The sequence below is a fragment of the Lysobacter enzymogenes genome (assembly GCF_900106525.1).
GTDB classification, from domain to species: domain Bacteria; phylum Pseudomonadota; class Gammaproteobacteria; order Xanthomonadales; family Xanthomonadaceae; genus Lysobacter; species Lysobacter enzymogenes.
On sequence record NZ_FNOG01000003.1, the window covers coordinates 553,219 to 569,976 of the forward strand.

Annotated in this window: 12 protein-coding genes; 5 read left to right on the top strand and 7 right to left on the bottom strand. The window is 70.4% G+C overall.

The features are described from left to right. Window positions 1-570: 570 nt before the first annotated feature. The 3 genes from BLU84_RS10255 to BLU84_RS10265 all read left to right on the top strand — a co-directional run bounded on the left by BLU84_RS10255 (window position 571) and on the right by BLU84_RS10265 (window position 3,982). A complete protein-coding gene (locus BLU84_RS10255; RefSeq protein WP_074866053.1) occupies window positions 571-2,139 on the top strand; it encodes a DUF1800 domain-containing protein in 1,569 nt (522 codons plus the stop codon). Between the two features lies 1 nt (window position 2,140). Beyond that, a complete protein-coding gene (locus tag BLU84_RS10260; protein ID WP_233431113.1) occupies window positions 2,141-3,319 on the top strand; it encodes a DUF1501 domain-containing protein in 1,179 nt (392 codons plus the stop codon). 315 nt (window positions 3,320-3,634) lie between these two features. Then, window positions 3,635-3,982: a DUF4870 domain-containing protein gene (locus tag BLU84_RS10265; protein WP_074866054.1), complete on the top strand. Its 348-nt coding sequence runs from the start codon at window positions 3,635-3,637 to the stop codon at window positions 3,980-3,982. A 166-nt stretch (window positions 3,983-4,148) separates the two neighbouring features. Here BLU84_RS10265 and BLU84_RS10270 read toward each other — a convergent pair whose 3' ends face one another. The 4 genes from BLU84_RS10270 to tilS all read right to left on the bottom strand — a co-directional run bounded on the left by BLU84_RS10270 (window position 4,149) and on the right by tilS (window position 7,355). Then, window positions 4,149-4,583 (bottom strand): hypothetical protein, encoded by a 435-nt coding sequence (locus tag BLU84_RS10270; protein ID WP_074866057.1) that lies wholly within the window; start codon window positions 4,581-4,583, stop codon window positions 4,149-4,151. A 28-nt stretch (window positions 4,584-4,611) separates the two neighbouring features. Next, entirely contained in the window at window positions 4,612-5,568 is a 957-nt protein-coding gene (gene ispA / locus BLU84_RS10275) for a (2E,6E)-farnesyl diphosphate synthase (RefSeq protein WP_083382476.1), read from the bottom strand. Beyond that, window positions 5,561-5,836: an exodeoxyribonuclease VII small subunit gene (locus BLU84_RS10280; protein WP_074866060.1), complete on the bottom strand. Its 276-nt coding sequence runs from the start codon at window positions 5,834-5,836 to the stop codon at window positions 5,561-5,563. The genes ispA and BLU84_RS10280 overlap by 8 nt, the downstream gene beginning before the upstream one ends. A 217-nt stretch (window positions 5,837-6,053) precedes the next feature. Continuing rightward, window positions 6,054-7,355: a tRNA lysidine(34) synthetase TilS gene (tilS, locus tag BLU84_RS10285; protein WP_074866063.1), complete on the bottom strand. Its 1,302-nt coding sequence runs from the start codon at window positions 7,353-7,355 to the stop codon at window positions 6,054-6,056. Window positions 7,356-7,463: 108 nt separating this feature from the next. Between tilS and BLU84_RS10290 the strand changes: the two genes are divergently transcribed. Both BLU84_RS10290 and BLU84_RS26360 read left to right on the top strand, forming a co-directional pair. Next, entirely contained in the window at window positions 7,464-8,531 is a 1,068-nt protein-coding gene (locus BLU84_RS10290) for an NADH:flavin oxidoreductase/NADH oxidase (protein ID WP_074866066.1), read from the top strand. Between the two features lie 521 nt (window positions 8,532-9,052). Further along, window positions 9,053-10,561: a discoidin domain-containing protein gene (locus tag BLU84_RS26360; RefSeq protein WP_211664518.1), complete on the top strand. Its 1,509-nt coding sequence runs from the start codon at window positions 9,053-9,055 to the stop codon at window positions 10,559-10,561. Window positions 10,562-10,704: 143 nt separating this feature from the next. Here BLU84_RS26360 and BLU84_RS10305 read toward each other — a convergent pair whose 3' ends face one another. From BLU84_RS10305 to dnaE, 3 genes are all read right to left on the bottom strand, one after another. After that, entirely contained in the window at window positions 10,705-11,493 is a 789-nt protein-coding gene (locus tag BLU84_RS10305; RefSeq protein WP_074866069.1) for a transglycosylase domain-containing protein, read from the bottom strand. 53 nt (window positions 11,494-11,546) lie between these two features. Further along, window positions 11,547-12,506: an acetyl-CoA carboxylase carboxyltransferase subunit alpha gene (locus BLU84_RS10310; protein ID WP_074866072.1), complete on the bottom strand. Its 960-nt coding sequence runs from the start codon at window positions 12,504-12,506 to the stop codon at window positions 11,547-11,549. A gap of 169 nt (window positions 12,507-12,675) precedes the next feature. After that, window positions 12,676-16,209: a DNA polymerase III subunit alpha gene (gene dnaE, locus BLU84_RS10315; protein WP_074866075.1), complete on the bottom strand. Its 3,534-nt coding sequence runs from the start codon at window positions 16,207-16,209 to the stop codon at window positions 12,676-12,678. Window positions 16,210-16,758 lie beyond the last annotated feature (549 nt).

Consider the following 16,758-nt stretch of genomic DNA (forward strand, 5'->3'; position numbering starts at 1 on the left):
AGGCGGGCATCCAGGGGGCATCGCGGTATGGCTCTGAAGTCTCTGGATCCCCGCCTTCGCGGGGATGACGACTTGGAGAGGTCGGCGGAACCTACTTGCCGCGACACCCACCTGCCGTCATGCCCGCGAAGGCGGGCATCCAGGGCTTCATTGAGGCATGGCTCTGAAGTCTCTGGATCCCCGCGTTCGCGGGGATGACGACTTGGAGAAGCGCGGCGAAACCGACTAGCGGCGAAACCCACCCACCGTCATGCCCGCGAAGGCGGGCATCCAGGGCTCCATCGAGGCAGGACTCTGAAGTGTTTGGATCCCCGCCTTCGCGGGGATGACGACTTGTAGAGGCGCGGCGAAACCGACTTGCCGCGAAACCCACTTGCCGTCATGCCCGCGAAGGCGGGCATCCAGGGCTTCATCGCGACGCCGCTCCACCGCTTCGCCCCTGCGTTCGCGCCGCATCCGCCGCGCCCGTCGCCATCGCGACACCGCCGTCCCCGCTGAACAGGCCTCCCGCCTGTCAACGCCACGCCCCCGCAGCCGTTCCCAGCGACTAGTCCACCGCCGGGAACCCCGATGAGCGCGAGCAAGGCCACGGCCGCCAACCGTTTCGGACTGGGCGCGCGCCCGGGCGAGCTGGAGCGCGGCGGCAGCGATGGGCGCGAGCAGTTGCTCGCGCAGTTGCGCCGTCCGCCGACGCTCGATGCGTTCGCCGCGCTGCCCGGCAGCCTGGAGACCATGCGCCTGGAGTATCGCCAGCAGCAGCTCAACCGCGCCGAACGCGCGCCGCGCGGCCAGGCCGCGCCGGCGGCCGGCGAGGGCGCGGCGATGTCGCCCGACGCGGCAGCCGGCGCCGCGATGCCGGCCGAGGCTTCGACGATGGCCGAAGCGACGAGCATGGCCACGCCCGCCGCAGACGCCCGCATCCGCCGCCGCGCCCGCTTCGCCGCCGCAGCCGAAACCCCGTCCGCGCCACGCGGCGCCGCCGATCCGGCCGACAACCTGCGCCGCGAACTGCGCCGCCAGCAGCTGGCCGAATTCGCCGCGCGCTACCGCCACGCCGCCGACACCGATGCGCCCTTCGTCGAGCGCCTGACCCAGTTCTGGTCGAACCACTTCGCCGTCTCCATCGACAAGGGCAACGCGCGTCTGTACGCCGGCTCGATGGAGCGCGAAGCGATCCGCCCGCACGTGCTCGGCCGTTTCCAGGACATGCTGCTGGCGGTGGAAAGCCATCCGGCGATGCTGCGCTATCTCGACAACGCCGCCTCGATCGGCGACGACTCGCGCGCGGCGATGCGCGCGCAGAAGCTCGGGCGCGAGAAGCGCGGGCTCAACGAGAACCTGGCGCGCGAGATCCTGGAGCTGCACACGCTCGGCGTCGACGGTGGCTATCGCCAGGACGATGTGATCGAACTGGCGCGCGCGATCACCGGCTGGAGCACGCCCGGCCCGCGCGACGAAGACGCCGCGCAGCCGTTCGTGTTCCGCGCCAACGCGCACGAGCCCGGCGCGCGCCGCGTGCTCGGCCGTCAGTACGCCGAAGGCGGGCAAGAGCAAGGCCGCGCGGTGCTGGCCGACCTCGCCCGGCATCCGGCGACCGCGCATCATCTGAGCTTCAAGCTGGCCCGCCACTTCGTCGCCGACCAGCCGCCGCCGGCGCTGGTGGAACGCATGGCCCAGGCCTACCTGCGCGAAGACGGCGACCTGCGTGCGCTGTACCGCGCGCTGATCGACAGCGAGCAGGCGTGGTCGGCGGACGCGCGCAAGTTCAAGACGCCCAACGATTTCGTGATCTCGGCGCTGCGCGCCGGCGAACTGGCGGTGGACGATCAGGCGCGCGCGCTGGTCGGCTTGCTCGCCAGCCTCGGCCAACCGGTGTTCACCCCGCGCTCGCCGGCCGGCTTTCCCGACACCGCGGCCGACTGGAGCAGCCCCGACGGCTTGTTCAAGCGCATCCAGGCCGCGCAGATGTTCGCCGCACGGGTGGATTCGGGCAGCGTCACCCCGTATCAGCGCGCGCTCGAAGTGCTCGGCAGCCAGGCGGTGAGCGGCGATTTCGCCCTCGGCCTGCGTCGCGCCGGTTCGGCCAGCGACGGCTACTCGCTGCTGTTCGCCAGCCCCGCGTTCCAGTGGAGGGTGTGAGATGGGACGCGATGCCAACGATCCCAGCGCCGCGATGAGCGCGCTCGAGCGCCAGCGCCGCGGCCTGCTGGCCGGGTTCGGCGCCAGCGCGCTGCTGACCCTGTTTCCGCGCATCACCGCCGCGGCCGGCGGCGCCGACACCCGCTTCCTGCTGGTGCTGCTGCGCGGCGGCCTCGACGGCCTGCACCTGCTGCCGCCTTATGCCGAACCGGCGTACGCGACGCTGCGCCGCGACGGCGCGGTCGCCGATCCGATCCGCATCGACGGCCTGTTCGGCCTGCATCCGGCGATGCAGCAGTCGGCGGCGATGTACCGCGCCGGGCAGTTGCTGCCGCTGGTGGCGGTGGCGCCGCCGTACCGGCAGCGCTCGCATTTCGACGCCCAGGATTGCCTGGAGAACGGCACCGCCACGCCCAACGGCGCGCGCGACGGCTGGCTCGGCCGCTGCGTGCGGGCGATGCCGAGCGAGTCGGCGCTGGCGGTGGCCGCGGTGATGCCGCTGGCGATGCGCGGCAGCGACCGCGCCAGCAACTGGTGGCCGCCGCTGCCGCGTCCGGTCGACCCGCAGTTGCTGCAGCAGCTACAGCCGCTGTACGCGGCCGACGCGCGCCTGAGCGAAACCTTCGAACGCTCCGCCGCCAGCGCCGGCATGCAGCGCGACGGCAAGGGCGCGTTCGCCCTGCCCGAGGCGATGCGGGTGGCGGCGCAGCGCATGGGCGCGGCCGACGGCCCGCGCATCGGCTTCGTCGAGGACAGCGGCTGGGACAGCCACCGCAACCAGGCGCCGCAACTGCAGCGCAAGCTGGCCGAACTCGACCAGGGCCTGGCCGCCGCGCGCGACGGCTTCGGCGCGCTGTGGCCGCGCACGGTGGTGGCGGTGGTGACCGAATTCGGCCGCACCGCCGCGCTCAACGGCACCGAGGGCACCGACCACGGCACCGGCGGCATGGCCCTGCTGTGCGGCGGCGCGGTGCGCGGCGGCCGCATCGGCGGCGACTGGCCGGGGCTGGGGCCGTCCCAGCTCAACGAGGGCCGCGACCTGCGCGCCACCACCGACCTGCGCGCGGTGTTCAAGAGCGTGCTGAGCGAGCACCTGGGCCTGGCCGAAGCGGCGGTGGAAAGCCGGGTGTTTCCCGACAGCCGCGCGCTGCCGCCGCTGCGGAGCTGGCGCCGGGCCTGAGCCGGCCGGCGTCGTCGGTGGGCGCGCGCCCCTGAGGCGTGCGCGCTGCGAGGCGCGGGAGCTTTCCCGCGCGGAAAACCTGTTGGCGTCCGCTCCAATTGCGTTGCGTGCCGGCCGCGCGCTCGATTTGCATCCATCCGCCGCCGTGTGGCCGCCCGCCGCGCGGCTTTGCGTTGCGCCGCTGCGTGCGAAACTTGCGCGCCGGCGTGGTTAATCTGTGATGAATAAAGGTTTATGATGCCCGCCAAGGGGACCGGGGCGCGGCCGCGGGAAACTTCGAACCACCACTCCATCCAAACACGTAGGGGAAGCGTAATGAACGATATCAGTCAGGACGAGAAGACTTGGGGCATGCTGGCTCATCTGAGCACGCTGGTCGGTTTGATCGTTCCCTTCGGCACCATCCTCGGCCCGCTGGTGGTGTGGCTGATGAAGAAGGACACCATGCCCTTCGTCGCCGACCAGGGCAAGGAAGCGCTGAACTTCAACATCACCGTGCTGATCGCGATGATCGTCGGCGGCATCCTGACCCTGGTGCTGATCGGCGTGCTGGTCATGATCGTCGTCGGCATCGCCTGGCTGGTGCTGAGCATCATCGCCGCGCTGGCCGCCAACAAGGGCGAGAGCTACCGCTACCCCTTCACCCTGCGTCTGGTGAAGTAAGCGCGCGACGCCGGCACGACCGGCGCCGACACGGAAAAGGCGGGCTTCGGCCCGCCTTTTTTCTTGTGCGCGATCGCGAGGCGGGCTTTGCCCGCTTTTTCTTTGGGCGCGTTCTAAGTCGGGCTTCGGCCCGTTTCCGCTGGGGCCGCGGCGCGGAGCCGTCGGATCACTTCCACAGATCGTCGTCCGGCGACTCGATCCGCCAGCGGTAGCCGTCCAGCGGCACGGTCGCGACCTGCGTGTAGTACACGCACGAATGCTCGCGCTGTTCGAGCGCGGCGCCCGCGGCTTCGGCCTCGGCCAGATCGTCGAACACCGCGGAGAAAACGATGTAAATCTGGCCGAAGGCTTCTTCGAACTCGGCCAGCGCATACACCGTATCGCCGCCGCGGTCGCGACGCCGGTCCTCGACCGGCACGGTGCGCAGGTCCAAGGCCGGATCGACGTTGTGGTGATAGGCCTGCTCGCGCCAGGGATCGTGCCGGGCGACGTCGGCCAGATACTCGTCGCGCGCCTGAGCCGCCCGTTCGGCGGTGGTGAAGAGGCCGAGCAATTGGTCGGGAGCGGTGTAGGCCGATATTTCGCGGATCAACGCCAGCAAGACCGGTCTCCTGAGCGCCTGGCGGGTCTCAGCGATCGCGCTCGATCGCCAGCCGCCCCAGCGCGTGCAGCGCCGCGGCGCGCGGGCCGAACGGCTCCAGCGCTTCGCGCATCGCCGCGCCGAGCTCGTCCAGGCGCGCGCGCGAGGCGTCCAGGCCGATCAGGGCGGGGAAGGTCGACTTGTCCTGGGCCAGGTCCTTGCCGGCGGTCTTGCCCAGGGTCTGGCTGTCGCCTTCGATGTCGAGGATGTCGTCGCGTACCTGGAACGCCAGCCCGAGCGCGCGCGCGTAGCGGTCCAGCGCCGCCAGCGCGGCCGTGTCGGCGCCGCCGCACAGCGCGCCCATGCGCACGCTGGCGCGGATCAGCGCGCCGGTCTTGAGCGAATGCAGCCGCTCCAGCGCCGGCAGGCTCAGCTGCACGCCGGCGCCGGTGGCGTCGATGTCCAGCGCCTGGCCGCCGCACATGCCGGCCACGCCGGCGGCCTGGGCCAGGGTGCGCAGCAGGTCGACGCGGATCGCGTCCAAGGTGTCGGTGTCGGCGAGTACGGCGAAGGCCAGCGATTGCAATGCATCGCCGGCGAGGATCGCAGTGGCCTCGTCGAAGGCCACATGCACGGTCGGCTGGCCGCGGCGTAGGGCGTCGTCGTCCATCGCCGGCAGGTCGTCGTGGACCAGCGAATAGGCGTGGATCAGTTCGACCGCCGCGGCCGGCGCGTCGAGCACCGACGGCGCGACTTCGAACAGCGCGCCGCTGGCGTAGACCAGCAGCGGACGCATGCGCTTGCCGCCGAGCAGCACGGCGTGGCGCATGGCCTGGTGCAGGCGGCGCGGTTCGGTTTCGGAATCGGGCAGGGCGCGGACCAGGGCGGCATCGGCGCGTTCGCGCCAGCCGGCGATCACGCCGTCGAGCGCGCGCGCATCGAAGCCGGCCAAGGCGGAGCCGGAGGACTCGGCGCGGGCCTGGGCGGCAGCGCGGGGTTCAGGCATCGACATCGCTGCCCGGCGGGCCGGCATTGCCGAAAGGTTCGGCGCTGGCCGGATCCTGCGGATCGGTGAGCAGGCGCACGCGCAGCTCGGCCTGTTCCAGCGCGCTCTGGCAGCGGCGATAGAGGCCGACGCCGCGCTCGTAAGCGGCCAGCGACTCCTCCAGGCTCATTTCGCCGTGTTCCATCTTCTCGACCAGTTGCTCGAGCGCGTCCAGCGACTGCTCGAAATCGGCGACCGGCGAGGCTTCGGTGGTGGTTTTGCGGGGCATGGGGAAAGTGTGAGCCGGGGGCCGGGCGGGGTCAATGCGCGCGGGGTGAAGGGCGTGCGACTGGGCGTCGCGGTTGCGACAGTTGCGCCGGATGGCGTGGGTTCGCGGTCGCGGCTTGCGCCGCTCCTACAGGGCGATAGCGCGGTTTCGGACTCGCCCTGTAGGAGCGGCGCAAGCCGCGACCGCGCCAGCGCACCAACGACGCAAGCTCATCGGGCTACGCCACCCACTCCAACCGCGCCCCGCGCTCGCGCAACCACGCATCCATGCGCGCCGAATACAACAGATCGCCGGCCGCCCACACCTCGCCGTCGGCGTCGGCCAGCAGCGGCAGGCGCTCGCGCTCCCACGGCGGCACGCCCAGCGCCTGCAGCGCGTGCTTGAGGCTGTGGCGATGCGCGCGTCCGGGCAGGGCGATGCGCTCGCCGCCGGCGCGCGCGTGCGCGATCAGCGGCGCGTCGAATCCCGCGGCGCCGTCGAGCCGCCAGCGGCCGCCGCCGGGCAGCGCCAGCGGCGCGCGGCCGTCCCAGCCGGTGCGCCAGTCGTGCGGCAGCGGCGGGCGCAGATGTTGCGCGTACAGCACATCGCGCCAGGCGCGCACCACCGCGCCGTTCCAGGCGAACTGCGCTTGCGCGTCGGCGCGCGCCGGCAACAGCTCGCGCTCGATCCGCGCCACGCCCTGCGCCGGCAGCGGCGGCAGCGCCAGCGCGGCGATCCAGCGCCGCAGCACGCGCGCGCGCCGCGCCGGCGCCAGCGCGCGCAGGCCGCTGCGCGAGAGCGCCTGCGGATCCAGGCTGCGCACCTGCGCCAACGCGGCCGCGTCTTCGCTGTCGAGCAATCCGGCCGCTTCTTCCTGCAGGCGCGCCGATTGCGCGAGCGCGGCGGACGCCTGCGGCCAGCGCTCGCGCAGCAGCGGCAGCGCGCGGTGGCGGAGGAAGTTGCGGTCGTAGCGTTCTTCGTCGTTGCCGGGATCGTCGATCCAACGCAGCGTGTGTTCGCGCGCATACGCCTCCAGCGCCGCACGCGGCAGCGCCAGCAGCGGCCGCCACAGCCGGCCGCGGCCGCAGTCGCGCCACTCGCGCATCGCCGCCAGGCCGTCGGGGCCGGAGCCGCGCAGCAGCCGCAGCAGCAGGGTTTCGGCCTGATCGTCGCGATGGTGCGCCAGCGCCAGCGCTTCGCCCGCGCCCAGGCCGGCGGCGAAGGCGGCATGACGTGCGGCGCGTGCGGCGGCTTCGGGGCCGTCGCCGCCGTCGCGCGCAACCGACACCCGCGAAACGGTCAGTTCCAGGCCGTAGCCGGCGCAAACCTGCGCGCAATGCGCGGCCCAGGCGTCGGCGTCGGGGTGCAGGCCGTGGTGCACGTGCCAGGCGCGCAGCCCGCGTTCGCGCGCGGCCGGCGACGCCGCCAGGGCGTGCAGCAGCACGCTGGAATCCAGGCCGCCGCTGTAGCCCACGCACAGCGGCGCCGCCGGCAGGGCGGCGAGCGCGGCGGGGATCGCCTCGGCGGGGGATGCGTGCATGCGCGCATGGTGCCACGGCAACGGGACGCAGCAACCCATGCGTGATGCTGCCCCGGCCGGGGGCCGCCTATACCTTGATCCGCAGATCCCTACCAAGAGAATCCCGTCGTGTCCCGGCTTTTCGCTCCGCTGTCGCAACGCTCGTTGACCTTGCGCAACCGCATCGCGGTCTCGCCGATGTGCCAGTACTCGGCCAGCGACGGCTTGCCCAACAACTGGCATTTCGTCCATCTGGGCAGCCGCGCGGTCGGCGGTGCCGGGCTGGTGCTGACCGAAGCCTGCGCGGTGTCGCCGGAGGGCCGCATCTCCGCGGCCGACACCGGCTTGTGGAACGCCTCGCAAGCCGAGGCCTGGCACCGCATCACCTGCTTCCTGCGTTCGCGCGAGGCAGCGGTGGGCGTGCAGTTGGCCCACGCCGGGCGCAAGGCCAGCGTCGCCGCGCCGTGGCTGGGCGGCCAGCCGGTGCGCGCCGAAGACGGCGGCTGGACGCCGGTGGCGCCTTCGCCGCTGCCGTTCCGCGACGGCGCGCCGCAACCGCGCGAGTTGCAGCCGATCGAGATCCGCACCGTCGTCGACGATTTCGCCGCCGCCGCGCAGCGCGCGCTGGATTCGTGTTTCCAGTTGGTCGAGATCCACGCCGCGCACGGCTACCTGCTGCACCAGTTCCTGTCGCCGCTGTCGAACCGGCGCGAGGATCGCTACGGCGGCAGCTTCGAAAACCGCACCCGTCTGCTGCGCGAAGTGCTGGCGGCGGTGCGCGAGGTGTGGCCGGAGCGCTTGCCGCTGTGGTTGCGCATCTCCGCCACCGATTGGGCCGAAGGCGGTTGGGACATCGAGCAGAGCGTAGCGCTGGCGCGCATGGTCAAGGAGCTGGGCGTGGATTTGATCGACGTGTCCAGCGGCGGACTGGTGCCGAACGCGCGCATTCCCGGCGACGAGCCGGGCTATCAGGTGCCGTTCTCCGCGCGCATCCGCCGCGAGGCCGGCATCGCCACCGGCGCGGTCGGATTGATCACCCGCGCGGCGCGGGCCGAAAGCATCGTCGCCGAAGGCGAGGCCGATGTGGTGCTGCTGGCGCGCGAGCTGCTGCGCGATCCGTACTTCCCGCATCGCGCCGCGCGCGAGCTGGGCGCGAGTACGCACGTGCCGGATCAGTATCAGCGCGCTTGGAGCTGACCGGCGCGCCTTGAACTGGGCGGCGCACGACGACGATGGGAATGCGAACGCCGGGCCTTCGGGTCCGGCGTTTTTCTTTGTTTGTGCTTCGGTTTTTCGCTTGCGGGGCCGGCTCTGGGAATGGCGCGAGCTGCGGTGGCGACTGTGCAGTTGGGGCGATGCTGGCGCGGTGGTCGTGTTTTCGCGGTCGCGACTTGCGTCGCTCCTACAGGGGGGGCGTGGTTCTTGCGCGCGTGTGGTTTTGTGAACGACGCGCTTTTGTCTTGATCTGTGCGAAACATCACACGGCACCGGTGCTTTCTTGCTGGCACGGTGAAAGACCTGGGCTTGTGCGCTTGAGAAGATGCGTCAACGCGGATCGCGCTGAGCTCGCGAGCGCGGTTCCGCAGCCTTCGAACCACGCTCCGCACTACACGCGTCTTTGGATTTTTCCGCTTTTTTTGGACGAGCGGACATTGTCTGCGCAACGTCGACGCGTTCGCGCTGCGCGCCCTGCAACCCTCACGCCCTTGGGAGTCACCATGCGATCGATCCTGTGTCTGCAGCAAGCGCAACGGGCCGCCTGCGCGGCGGGTCTGGTCGCGCTCGGCCTCAGCGGCGCCGCGTCGGCGGCCAATCTCGCCTTGAACCGGCCCGCCACCGGCTCGGCCGCGTGCAACGCCAACGAGACCGCGGCCAAGGCGGTCAACGGCAGCGTGTCCGGCGGCAACGCCGACAAGTTCTGTTCGTCGGCCTCGAGCAAGTGGCTGCAGGTCGACCTGGGCGCGAGCAAGAGCATCGCCAGCTTCGTGGTCAAGCATGCCGGCGCCGGCGGCGAACCGGCGGCGTACAACACCCGCAACTTCAACATCCAGACCTCCGCCGACGGTTCGGCGTGGACGACCGCGGTCACCGTCAGCAACAACACCGACAACGTCACCACCCACAGCGTGAATGCGATCGCCGCGCGCTACGTGCGGCTCAACCTCACCACGCCGACCCAGGGCAGCGACAGCGCCGCGCGCATCTACGAATTCGAAGCGCACGACACCGCGCCGGCGCCGGAGAAGGTCGTGCTGGTGCTCGATCAGGTCCCGCAGTTCGGCATCTACCGCAGCACCGAGCCGACCACCTACACGCCGCCGGCCGGGCTGCTGATGTGGAAGCGCGGCACCGAGTTCGCGCGCAAGCTCAGCGATGCGGACAAGGCCAAGATCGGCGACGACGTCGCGCTGCGCATCACCTATCACGCCCAGTGCGATCCCTACGACCGTTTCGCTTCGGCGTTCTTCATCAGCCTGCCGAAGGGGCAGACGCCGACGGTGGATACGCCGCGGGTCACCTTCACCGATTTCATTTCGCCCTTCAGCGACATGTGGCAGGGCGCCAAGGCCACGCGCGTGTATCCCGACGCGCCGATGGACCCGTATGCGGCGGCGCTGGCCAATCCGGACCGCGACATCTGGGTCGGCATCAGCGGCGGCTCCAATCCGCAGTACGGCGACGACGCCTGCCAGAACCACGGCGTCACCGATCCGGCCATCGCCGAGGTCGGGTTCAAGTATTCGCTGGCGCTGGTGTCGCGCAAGTCGCTGAGCGCTGGCGCCGACCCGGATGTGCTGAGCCTGCTGTCGCGTTCGCCCGAGAAGAGCGACACGATCGCGACCGGCACCGTCGCGCACACGGCCAACCTCGGCATCGCCACGCTGGCGGTCAGCATCGCCGGCTACGGCGCGTCTTCGGGCGGGCAGGAGTACACCAACACCAACGTCAGCGTGAAGTTCAACGGCGCGCAGCTCGCCACCTTCAGCACCAAGATCGATTGCGCGACCTACGAGCAGTACAGCCCGCGCGGCAACCCCGGCATCTTCCGCAACAACAACACCAGCAACCCGCGCAGTTGGTGTCCGGGCGCGTTGGTGCCGATGCGCTACTTCGACCTCGGCGACATCCGCGGCAAGAGCTTGCAGTTCACGCTGGGCGTGGGCAATCGCTCGCCGTGGACGGCCGATTCGGTCTACAACACCAGCGTCAGCGTGTTGGAGCACTAACGGCGCAGCCGGAGCCGGCGGGCGTAGTTTCCGCCGGTCTCCCGGAATCTCGGGTAGGGCATCGCTGCGAAGCATCGGGCTGGCGGCTTTCTCCGCGCCTTCGACCCGATGGGCGTTGCGAACAGCCGACAGCGAGGAGGCGCTTACGCGTCGGGCGGGCAGGCGATGGGCTTGAGCCGCGCCAGCGTTCGCGCCGAAAGTGCGGGCAGCTTGGAATCGCCGATTCCTTGCGTCGCCTCGGCATACGCCAGGCGGAACGCTTCGGGAGCGCAGTGCGGATCGCGGCCGCCCAGATGGATGCGCAGCAGCACCAGCATCGCCAGTTCCTCGCGCGTGAGCTGTTCCACGGTTATGCCGAAATAGGCCTGCGCCGCTCGCTCCAGGCTGGCGCTGTCGCGGCCGTAGTCGCCGGAGCCCAGCACGAAGTCGGCCATGCGCTCGGCCGGCCATTCGCGGCTGGCGCGGATGAACAGCGCCATCGATTCGAACCCGTAGTCGTAGCTAACTTGCTGCAGCGCCGCCGCATTCGAACCTGCCGATGTCGATGTCGATGAGGGCGCCGCGACTCGTGCGCGCCTGATCTCCACCAACGCATCGCGGACCGCAAAGCTGGTCTGCTCGACCAGTCCCAGATCGGCGGCCGGCAGCATCGATTCGCCGTGGCGATCCAGGTACAGGAACAGGGTTTCGAAGATCAATCCCGCATAGCTGAAGGCGTTGAGCCGTCGAGCCGAGATCGCGGCGTCGCCGCCGCCCAGCGTGCGCCACAGCAGTTCGCGCGCCGCGGCGGGGTACTCGCGTCCGGGCTGCGGCAGACGTTGCGGCAGCATCGAGGCGCCGTACCAGTACGCGCCCTGCACCAGCAGGCACAAGGCCGCGACGATGGCGACGAGGCCGCCGCCCACCCATTTCAGGAAGTTTCCCAGCGCCATCCGTGGCTCTCCATCGTCGCGCCGCGTCCAGGCGGCTCAGGAACTCGCAGGCCTCAGGCGGCTTCGTACGCGCCGTAACCGCGCAGCCGCTCGTAACGGCGCTGCAGCAGTTCGTCGGTCGGCACGCCTTCCAGCGCGTCGAGTTCGTTGATCAGCACGGCCTTCAGACGCGTGGCCATTTGCTTGGGGTTGCGGTGCGCGCCGCCGATCGGCTCGCGCACGATCTTGTCGATCAGGCCCAGCTCGAGCAGGCGCTTGGCGGTCAGGCTGAGCTGTTCGGCCGCCTCCTTGGCCTTGTCGGCGGTCTTCCACAGGATCGAGGCGCAGCCTTCCGGGGTGATCACCGAGTAGGTGCTGTATTCGAGCATCAAGGTGCGGTCGCCCACGCCGATGGCGAGCGCGCCGCCGGAGCCGCCTTCGCCGATCACGGTGCAGATCACCGGGGTCTTGAGCCCGGCCATCTCCATCAGGTTGCGGGCGATGGCTTCGGACTGGCCGCGTTCTTCCGCGTCGATGCCCGGCCAGGCGCCGGCGGTGTCGATGAAGGTCAGCAGCGGCAGGCCGAAACGCTCGGCCAGCTTCATCAGCCGCAGCGCTTTGCGGTAGCCCTCCGGGCGCGGCATGCCGAAGTTGCGCTTGATCTTGCTCTTGGTGTCGCGGCCCTTCTGGTGGCCGACCACGACCACGCTGCGCCCGGCGATGCGGGCCAGGCCGCCGACGATGGCGTTGTCGTCGGCGAAGGCGCGGTCGCCGGCCAGTTCCTGGAACTCGTCGCACATCACCCGCACGTAATCCAGCGTGTACGGCCGGGCCGGATGGCGGGCGAGCTGGGAGATCTGCCAGGACGAGAGGTCGCGGAAGATCTGCGCGGTGCGCAGGCGCAGCTTGTCCTGCAGGGCGTGGATTTCGGCGTCGATGTCGACCGCCGGACCGCTGCTGGCATGGCGCAGCTCCTGGATCTTGGCTTCCAGGTCGGCGATGGGCTGCTCGAAGTCGAGGTAGTTCGGGTTCATGCGTGGGCCATGGGCCGAGGAGGGGCACAGTCTAGCTCAGGCGGCCGGACCGTACCGATAGGCATGGGGCGGGTACGGAAACTGAGAAGTGAGCGGGCAGGCGCGGGCAACGAACGGCACAGCGGCGCCTCTACTCACTTCTCATTTCCGCACGCTCACGTGTGCGCCATCAATCGCCGCCGGAGCGCGCCCACGGCTTGGACAGGGTCAGCTTGACCGCCTTCACGCCCGGCTGGGCGCGCAGCAGGCCGGTCAGTTCGGCGTCGATGCGTACCGATTGCGGGCCGTTGAGGTCGAGCATGCCGGCCGCGCCGTCGCGCAACAGGTCCAGGCGGATCGGGGTCGGGCCGGGGCGCTGCTTGGCCAGCAGGGCGTCGACGCGTTGCCAGGCGCCGGGCACGCGCAGGTCCAGGCGCAGGGCCAGACGCTGGGCGTGCTTGGCGCAGACCGCGTTGTAGTCCCAGCAGCGCGCCGCGCGCAGGGCGAAGCCGCCGCTGAAGGCGTCCTCGCGCAGGCCACCCTGGATCACCAGCAGGCGGTCGCGCGCCAGCATCGAGGCGAACTCGCTGTAGGTCTCGGAGAAGAACGCGCACTCCAGGCGGCCGCGGCCGTCCTCGATCTGCACGAACATCTGGCTGTCGCCCTTCTTGCGCAGGCCGACCACTTGCCCGGCCACGATCACTTCCAGCTCCGGGCGCCAGCCGCTGCGCGCGCTTTCCGGGCGTTTTTCCCAGATGCCTTCGAGCTCGCCCAGGTCGGTGCCGACCAGCGAGCGCAGCTCTTCGCGATACGGATCGAAGGGATGGCCGCTGAGGTAGTGGCCGAGGGTTTCGCGTTCGCCGTGCAGGATCTGCGCCAGCGGCCACTCGTTGGTTTCGCTGAGGTCCAGGTGCAGCGCCGGCGCGGCGGCTTCGAAGCCGCCGAACAGCGAGACCTGGCCCGCGGCGCGCTCCTTGGCCATCTGGTCGGTGGCCTTGAGCACTTCGGGCAGCTGCAGCATCAGGCTTGCGCGGTTCTTGCCCAGGCCGTCGAGCGCGCCGGCGTGGGTCAGCGCTTCAAGCGCGCGGCGGTTGAGCTTGCCGCTGTCCACGCGCTTGCAGAAGTCGAGCAGGTCGGCGAACGGGCCGGCGCGGCGCGCTTCCACGATCGACTCGCACACGCCGCGGCCGACGCCCTTCACCGCGCCGATGCCGTAGCGGATGGTGTTGGCGTCGATCGCCTCGAACATGTACTCCGATTCGTTGACGTGCGGCGGCAGCACGGTGATGCCCATGACCCGCGCTTCGTCGAGGAAGTTGACCACCTTGTCGGTGTTGTCCATGTCCGACGAACAGGTCGCGGCCATGAACTCGGCGCCGTAGTGGCGCTTGAGCCAGCCGGTCTGGTACGCCACCAGCGCGTACGCGGCCGAGTGCGACTTGTTGAAGCCGTACTCGGCGAACTTCTCCATCAGGTCGAAGATCGGGCTGGCCTGCTTGGCCGGGATGTTGCGCTCGGCGCAGCCGGCCTCGAACTTGGCGCGCTCCTTGGCCATCTCCTCCGGCTTCTTCTTGCCCATCGCGCGGCGCAGCATGTCGGCGCCGCCGAGGGTGTAGCCGGCCAGGACCTGGGCGATCTGCATCACCTGTTCCTGGTAGACGATGACGCCGTAGGTCGGAGACAACACCGCTTCCAGCGAATCGTGCGGATAGGTGACCTCGGCGTTGCCGTGCTTGCGGTCGACCCAGTCCTTGTCCATCCCCGAGCCCAGCGGGCCGGGACGGAACAATGCGGCCAGCGCGATGATGTCTTCGAAGGTGTCGGGCTTGGCGCGCTTGAGCAGCTCGCGCATGCCGCGCGATTCGAACTGGAACACCGCGACGGTGTCGCCGCGCGCGAACAGCTCGTAGGTGGGCTTGTCGGTCAGCTCCAGCGCGTTGATGTCGAGCGGGTCTTGTCCTTCCTTGGCGCGGCGCTTGTTGATCGCGCGCACCGCCCAATCGATGATCGTCAGCGTGCGCAGGCCGAGGAAGTCGAACTTGACCAGGCCGACGGCTTCGACGTCGTCCTTGTCGAACTGGGTCACCGGGTTGCGGCCGCGGCCTTCGCCGTCGTGTTCGGCGAACAGCGGGCAGAAGTCCGACAGCGGGCTGGGCGCGATCACCACGCCGCCGGCGTGCTTGCCGGCGTTGCGGGTCAGGTCTTCCAGGCTGCGCGCCAGGTCGAGCAGGTCGCGCACGTCGTCTTCGTTGCGGTAGCGCTGGATCAGGTCGGCCGAGGCCAGTTCCGGATTTTTCGCCGCCGCTTCGGATTCGCCCAGCGCGTCGTCGAGCGAGATGCCCAGGGTCATCGGGATCAGCTTGGCGATGCCGTCGACGAAGCCGTACGGGTGGCCGAGCACGCGGCCGGCGTCGCGCACCACCGCCTTGGCCGCCATGGTGCCGTAGGTGATGATCTGCGAGACGCGGTCGCGGCCGTACTTGCGCGCGACGTAGTCGATGACCTCGTCGCGGCGGTCCATGCAGAAGTCGATGTCGAAGTCGGGCATCGACACGCGTTCGGGGTTCAGGAACCGCTCGAACAGCAGGTCGTAGGGCAGCGGGTCCAGGTCGGTGATGCCCAGCGCCCAGGCCACCAGCGAGCCGGCGCCGGAACCGCGGCCCGGGCCGACCGGGATCTCGTGATCCTTGGCCCAGTTGATGAAGTCCGCCACGATCAGGAAGTAGCCGGGGAAGCCCATCTTGATGATGACGTCCAGCTCGATTTCCAGGCGCTGCTCGTACTCCTCGCGGGTCTTGCCGGGCGCGAGCGGGTTCTTTTCCAGGCGCTTGGCCAGGCCTTCGCGCGACTGGCTGCGCAGCCACGATTCGATGGTGTGGTCGCTCGGCGTGGGGAACGCCGGCAGCGCGTATTCGCCCAGCTTGAGCTCGACGTTGCAGCGCGTGGCCAGCGCCAGCGCGTTGTCGAACGCATCGGGCACGTCGGCGAACAGCGCGGCCATTTCCTCGCCGGTCTTGAGGTATTGCTCTTCGCTGTAGTCGCGCGGGCGCTTGGGGTCGTCGAGCACGCGGCCGGAGGCGATGCACACGCGCGCTTCGTGCGCTTCGAAACCGTCGCGGTCGAGGAAGCGCGCGTCGTTGCTGGCCACCACCGGCAGGCCGCGCTTGCTCGCGGCCTGCAGGGCGAAGGCGTTGAAGGCGTCTTCGCCGTCGCGCTGGGTGCGGGTGAGTTCCAGGTGCAGGCGGTCGCCGAACACGCCCTGCCAGTCGACCAGCCAGGCGTGGGCGAGCTCTTCGCGGTTGCTCGCGGCCAGACGCGCGGCCAGGCTGTTGCGGCCGGCGAGCGCGAACAGGCCGTCGTTGTCCTCGCGCAGCCATTCCGGGCGCAGCACCACGCCTTCGGTGCGGTGGCCTTCCATCCAGGCGCGGCTGAGCAGGCGCGACAGGCTCAGATAGCCGCCGCGGTCGCGGCACAGCAGGGTCAGGCGCGAGGCCGATTCGTTGCCGTCGGCCAGATGCACGTCGGCGCCGATGATCGGCTTGATGCCGGCGCCTTCGCAGGCTTTGTAGAACTTGACCGCGGCGAAGATGTTGTCGAGGTCGGTCAGGGCCACGGCCGGCTGGCCGAGGGCGACGCAACGCTTGACCAGCTCGCCGATGCGGAGGGTCGAGTCGGCCAGCGAGTACTCGCTGTGCAGGTGGAGATGAACGAAAGGAGCGGACATGCGTACCGATTGTGCGGCCGTGCCGGGAGAGCGTGCCGGGAGCCGCGCGCCTTGATGGCGCGAGCCCGGGACGGCATCGGCACGGCGGGGAAAGTGCCGGATTGCAGGGTATCAGCCCGGTGGCGTGGGGCAAGGCTTGACAGGGGGTTGGGGGCGCGGAGCGGGCGACAAGACGCGAGCGACGAGTCGCTGGCGGCAGGGCCGGCGGCGAGGTTGTGCGGTTTTGGGCGGTTGCGGTTTCGGTGCTGCGGGGGCGGGGCTGCGTCTGCGTGCAGAGCGTCGCGGGAAGTGGGGATACGAGGTCGGGCGGGGCGCCGCGGCTTCGCATTTCCTCGGCCGACGATTGGCCGCGTCGCGGCTCGCGCCGCTCCTACAGGGAGCTTCGGCTGCAACGGGCTCGCCCTGTAAGAGCGGCGCAAGCCGCGACCGCGCCAACCCGTACTACGACGAACCGAACCTGCCGGCGCGCCCATCCAGACGAGGCGCCGCGCGAGTAGCGTCGGCTGCAACGGCCTCGCCCTGTAGGAGCGGCGCAAGCCGCGCCCGCGC

Bases quoted from the DNA above. Each gene is read 5' to 3' on its own strand.
- BLU84_RS10255 (WP_074866053.1), top strand. From the start codon at position 571: ATGAGCGCGAGCAAGGCCACGGCCGCCAACCGTTTCGGACTGGGCGCG.
- BLU84_RS10260 (WP_233431113.1), top strand. From the start codon at position 2,141: ATGGGACGCGATGCCAACGATCCCAGCGCCGCGATGAGCGCGCTCGAG.
- BLU84_RS10265 (WP_074866054.1), top strand. From the start codon at position 3,635: ATGAACGATATCAGTCAGGACGAGAAGACTTGGGGCATGCTGGCTCAT.
- ispA (WP_083382476.1), bottom strand. From the start codon at position 5,568: ATGCCTGAACCCCGCGCTGCCGCCCAGGCCCGCGCCGAGTCCTCCGGC.
- BLU84_RS10280 (WP_074866060.1), bottom strand. From the start codon at position 5,836: ATGCCCCGCAAAACCACCACCGAAGCCTCGCCGGTCGCCGATTTCGAG.
- tilS (WP_074866063.1), bottom strand. From the start codon at position 7,355: ATGCACGCATCCCCCGCCGAGGCGATCCCCGCCGCGCTCGCCGCCCTG.
- BLU84_RS26360 (WP_211664518.1), top strand. From the start codon at position 9,053: ATGCGATCGATCCTGTGTCTGCAGCAAGCGCAACGGGCCGCCTGCGCG.
- BLU84_RS10305 (WP_074866069.1), bottom strand. From the start codon at position 11,493: ATGGCGCTGGGAAACTTCCTGAAATGGGTGGGCGGCGGCCTCGTCGCC.
- BLU84_RS10310 (WP_074866072.1), bottom strand. From the start codon at position 12,506: ATGAACCCGAACTACCTCGACTTCGAGCAGCCCATCGCCGACCTGGAA.
- dnaE (WP_074866075.1), bottom strand. From the start codon at position 16,209: ATGTCCGCTCCTTTCGTTCATCTCCACCTGCACAGCGAGTACTCGCTG.